Annotated in this window: 5 protein-coding genes; 4 read left to right on the top strand and 1 reads right to left on the bottom strand. The window is 49.8% G+C overall.

Annotation, left to right across the window (positions count from 1 at the left end; all coding sequences use genetic code 11):
• The 4 genes from H6A60_RS10915 to H6A60_RS10900 all read left to right on the top strand — a co-directional run.
• Window positions 1-505 (top strand): acyltransferase (locus H6A60_RS10915; protein ID WP_439145082.1); only part of this gene is annotated, 505 nt, incomplete at its 5' end.
• A gap of 14 nt (window positions 506-519) precedes the next feature.
• Window positions 520-1356 carry a UTP--glucose-1-phosphate uridylyltransferase GalU gene (gene galU / locus H6A60_RS10910; RefSeq protein WP_205104532.1) on the top strand — a complete coding sequence of 279 codons (837 nt, stop codon included), beginning with the start codon at window positions 520-522 and terminating at the stop codon, window positions 1354-1356.
• 32 nt (window positions 1357-1388) lie between these two features.
• A complete protein-coding gene (locus H6A60_RS10905; protein WP_205104530.1) occupies window positions 1389-2768 on the top strand; it encodes a phosphomannomutase/phosphoglucomutase in 1380 nt (459 codons plus the stop codon).
• A gap of 16 nt (window positions 2769-2784) precedes the next feature.
• The gene (locus tag H6A60_RS10900) at window positions 2785-4182 is read left to right on the top strand and encodes a phosphoglucose isomerase-related protein (RefSeq protein ID WP_205104528.1); all 1398 of its coding nucleotides are present in this window, start codon (window positions 2785-2787) and stop codon (window positions 4180-4182) included.
• A gap of 44 nt (window positions 4183-4226) precedes the next feature.
• Here the strand turns inward: H6A60_RS10900 and glf are convergent.
• On the bottom strand, window positions 4227-5074 hold an 848-nt coding region (glf, locus tag H6A60_RS10895; protein WP_205104525.1), incomplete at its 5' end, for a UDP-galactopyranose mutase.

Below are 5074 nucleotides of genomic sequence, written 5' to 3'. Positions count from 1 at the left end.
TGCGAATAATCTGACCGTAAAAATGGGAAGTAATTCGTGTGTTGTTATTGAAGGTGGATTAAAAGTCTATAATCGATTAAATATCACTTTAAAAAATTTTAATCGATGCATTATTGGCAAAGAAGTTCATCTGCATGCTGTCGATATTTATAATTGGACAGAACCTTTTATCGATGTCAAAATCGGAAAAAATTGTCTTTTTTCTTCTGAGATAAGTATCCGAACATCGGACGGACATACTATTTTCGAAATAGATTCGAAAAAAGTTGTAAATCAACCAGATTTTGGAATATCTATCGGAGATCATGTTTGGATTGGAAGTAAGGTCGATATTCTTAAAGACTCAAAGATTGGTAATAACTGTGTTATCGGTACTCGAGCTCTATTGTGTGGAGGTGAATTTCCTGCCAATTGTGTGATTGCAGGGATTCCAGCAAAAATAATAAAAAAGGGTATAAACTGGGATACTGACAATACCTACGATTTCAATTTAAAGCATCTTTGAGATATATCGATAATATGAAAGCCGTATTTCCCGTAAATGGTCTGGGCACCCGTTTTTTACCGGCAACTAAAGCCATGCCCAAAGAAATGCTCCCTGTCGTCGACAAGCCGCTGATTCAATACGCGGTTGAAGAAGCGGTTGCTGCCGGCATCACCGAAATGATCTTCGTTACCGGCCGTACCAAGCGTGCCATCGAAGACCATTTCGACAACCGTCCCGAACTCGAGCGTGAGCTTGAGGAAAAGGGGAAGAAGGAGCTTCTCGAGACGCTTCGTTCCATCGTGCCTGCCGGCGTTACCTGCGTCTACATCCGTCAGCCGCAGCCGCTCGGTCTCGGTCACGCCGTCCTGTGTGCACGTCCTGTTGTCGGGAACGAACCTTTTGCCGTCATCCTCGCCGACGACCTTGTTGACGCGGACGTTTCTGTCACCAAACAGCTCATGCAAGCACGCGAGCGCGCAGGCGGCGGCAATGTCTTGGCCGTGCAGCAGGTCCCGCGCGAACACACCAAGCGCTACGGCATCGTATCCGCGTCTTCGACGGATGATGAGCGCCGGTTCGACGTGTCGGGCATCGTTGAGAAGCCGGATCCGGCTGTTGCACCCTCGACCGAAGCCGTGATCGGCCGCTACGTATTCGACCCCTCGATCTTCGAGTATTTGGCGCAGCAAAAGCCCGGTGCGGGCGGCGAAATCCAGCTCACCGACGCAATTGCTGCCTCTCTCGGGAATGTGCATTGCTCGGCTTATCGCTTCGAAGGCCGGCGTTTCGACTGCGGCTCCAAGCAGGGCTTCATTGACGCCACGGTTCACTTTGCCAGGAAGCGCGGCTTCATGATCGCCGCAGATTGAGACGGCATATAGAAATAAGGAGGGTCAAAAAAATGAAAGTCGACGCCTCGATCTTTAAGGCTTACGACATCCGCGGCGTGGTCGACCAAACGCTTACGGAGGATGCGGTTCGCGCGGTCGGCCGAGTTCTCGGCAGCATGGCGCTTGACAAGGGCGTCAGGCGCTTCTGTGTGGGCCGTGACGGTCGACTGACCGGCGAGCGGCTTCAGAGCGCCTTGGTGGAAGGCATTGCCTCGACAGGCATGGACGTTCTGGATGTCGGGGCCGTGCCCACTCCCGTACTCTATTACGCAACCAAGTACTTTGATTGCGGCACGGGTGTTGCAGTCACCGGGTCGCACAATCCGCCGGAATACAACGGTCTCAAAATGATGGTGGCCGGCGTCACGCTCTTTGCCGATCAAATTCAAAACGTTCGTGAACGAATTGAACGCGAGGACTGGCTTACTGCCGTCGCGCCAGGCTCTATCGAACGTGTTGATGCCGGTACGCCGTATGTTGAAAAGGTGATTGACGGCGTTCGAATTTCCCGTCGACTTAAGGTTGTGGTTGACGCCGGCAACGGCATTGCAGGGCCCGTCATGCTTCGCATCCTTTCGACGCTCGACGTTGAAGTTGTTCCCCTCTACTGCGACGTGGACGGGCATTTCCCGAATCACCATCCGGATCCGTCCAAACCGAAAAACCTTGAAATGCTGATTCGCAAGGTGAAGGAAGTCGACGCAGACTACGGCTTCGCACTTGACGGCGACGGCGATCGTCTCGGCGTCGTGACAAACGAAGGCGAAGTGATTTATCCAGATCGCCTCATGATGCTTTTCGCAGAAGACATTCTTCGCTCGCATTCGGGTGCAGAGATTGTCTATGACGTCAAATGCTCCCGCAAGCTCGTCGATTGGATTCGCGAAAAGGGCGGCATCCCCGTCATCAGTCCAACCGGGCATTCGCTTGTCAAGGCCAAGCTCCGCGAAACCGGAGCGCCGTTCGCCGGTGAAATGTCCGGACATCTCTTCTTCAACGACGAACGATGGACCGGGTTTGACGACGGTCTTTATTCCGCCGTTCGTCTTCTTGAAATTCTCTCGAGAAGTGAAACGCCTTCAAGGGTTCTTCATGAGCTCCCGAATGCGGTCAACACGCCGGAAATCCAGATCCCGACGGAGGAAGGGGAAAACAAGCGGTTCATTGCCGATTTCCAGAAGCATTGTCGTTTCAACGATGCGGAATCCGCCATAACGATTGACGGCGTACGCGTCGAGTGGCGGGACGGATTTGCACTGGCACGCGCGTCAAATACGACGCCCGTCATCGTTCTGCGCTTTGAAGGCGATACTCCTGAATCGCTTGAGCGGATTCGTCGATGTTTCATTGACGAAATGCTCCGTGTCGCTCCAGCTCTGAACATTCAATAACAAAAAGAAGAAGACCATGAACAAACCTCTCCTTAAGGAGACCGGAACTCGTACTTCCGTTTCCGCCTGCGGCATTACGTTGGATTTGTCCAGACAGCGTTTGACGCAGACGGATCTCGACGATTTCATTCACTATGCGGAAGAAATCGATCTGCAGGGTTCGTTTCGCCGGATGTGCGACGGAAAAGTCGTCAATTTGTCGGAAAATCGCGCGGCATTGCATACGTCGCTTCGTGCATTTGACGCTTCCGCGCCTTTCTACGAAGAAGTCAACGCGGAGCGTGAACGCATGCTTGCCTTCGCGGACCGGATTCGCAGCGAAGGCAAAATTACGGATGTAATCAACATCGGCATCGGCGGGTCGGAGATGGGACCGCATGCGGTGTGGCATGCGCTGCAGCCGCTCAACCCGACGATCAATCTCCACTTCCTTTCAACGGTTGACGGCACCCTGCTTGATCGCATCTTGAGCCGATGCCGCCCCGAGTCGACGCTCGCCATCGTTTCATCGAAGAGTTTCGGCACTCGCGAGACAATGGTGAACGCCGAAATGGTTGATGCCTGGTTTGCCCGGGCGGGCATCACCGGAGAAAGCCGCAACGAACACGTCGTAACGGTGTCTTCAAAGGAGAATGCCGCCGAATCGTTGGGCCTCCGAAAAGAGAACGGCTTCAAGATCTGGCCCTGGGTGGGCGGCCGCTTCTCGGTATGGAGCGCGATCGGGCTGCCGCTTGCCATTGGATTGGGTCGAGAGACATTCCTCTCTTTCCTTCGTGGTGCGAATGCAATGGACAAGCATGCTCTCAATGCACCTATTTCGGAAAACCTGCCGATTCTAATGGCACTGCTGGCCTATTGGGATGCGACGAAGCTTGAAATCCCGTCAAGGTGTCTGGTGCCGTACGACTGCCGACTCGACATGATGCCGGCATGGCTGCAGCAGCTTGAAATGGAATCACTCGGCAAGTGCGTTCTTGCCGACGGATCCGAGAGAGTTCGGACGAGAACGGGTCAGGGCATTTGGGGCAGCAACGGCAACTGTGGTCAGCACAGCTTCTACCAATGGCTGCGCGAAGGGACTTGGTGCACGAGCATCGATCTCGTGAAAGTGACCGACGTCGGGCATTCGCATGAAAAGATGACGCGAGTTCTTAACGCCAATGCGGATGCACAGGCCGAAGCATTGATAACCAGAGAAACGGAAGAGTTTTACAACAGTCTCATGGTTATCGCGTTAAAAGATTTGTCTCCCGAAATGCTCGGCTCCTTTATGTCATTGTACGAGCACAAAACGGCACTTTTCGGACGGCTGTTGAAGATAAATCCGTTCGATCAGCCAGGCGTGGAGTTCGCTAAAAAGCTCGCTCGTAAATTTGAAAACTTAAAAATAAAAAAACGCGGCTCCGAATTCTGACTCGATCGGAGCCGCTGTTTTTAATAGAGTTTCAGGATTATATTTTATAACTCTTTTTTTGCTAAGCTCAGAGCCGCTTCGATAACTTTATCCATATCATAATAACGATAGGAACCTAAACGGCCTCCAAAAATCAAACTTGTATCGTTTTGCGACTTAGCAAGCTCATAGTATCTATTGTAGAGAGCTGTGTTTCTTTCATCATTAACAGGATAATATGGTTCTTTAGACAAATCCCAATTATCAGGATATTCTTTGCTTAAAATTGTCGTTTGTTTATTTTCGCAATTAAGCATGAAGTGCTTATGCTCAATTATGCGAGTATACGGAATTTCTCGTTCGGTATAATTCACAACGGCTACACCTTGGAAATTATCAACAGGCAACTCTTCAGTCTCAAAACGCAAGGAACGATATTCAAGTGCTCCGAAACAATAATCGAAGAAAGCATCGATTGGGCCAGTATAAATTATTTTATGAGCCACTTTTTTAAGTTCATCTCGTTGCGTCAAAAAATCACTATTCAAACAAACTTTTGAGCCCTCTAAAAGTTTTTCGACTAATTTAGTATAACCATTAACAGGAATACCTTGATATTTAGCATTAAAGTAATTGTTGTCGAAAGTAAATCGTACGGGGAGACGCTTAATAATTGAAGGAGGAAGATCTTTACAGTCACGCCCCCACTGCTTTTCTGTATATCCTTTGATTAGAGTTTGATAGATATCATTTCCGACAAGATTGATCGCTTGTTCTTCGAGATTTAGAGGGATATCGACTTTTGCCTTTTTCTTTTGCTGCTCGATAATTTTTTTGGCTTCTTCCGGCGTTTTAACCCCCCACATAGCATAAAATGTATTCATGTTAAAAGGCAAGTTGTATAATTTACCTT

Origin of the sequence: Sutterella massiliensis (genome assembly GCF_016899755.1) — a bacterium.
GTDB lineage: Bacteria > Pseudomonadota > Gammaproteobacteria > Burkholderiales > Burkholderiaceae_F > Sutterella > Sutterella massiliensis.
Note: the sequence above shows the minus strand (reverse complement) of the source record. Positions and strands in the feature narration are given on the sequence as shown.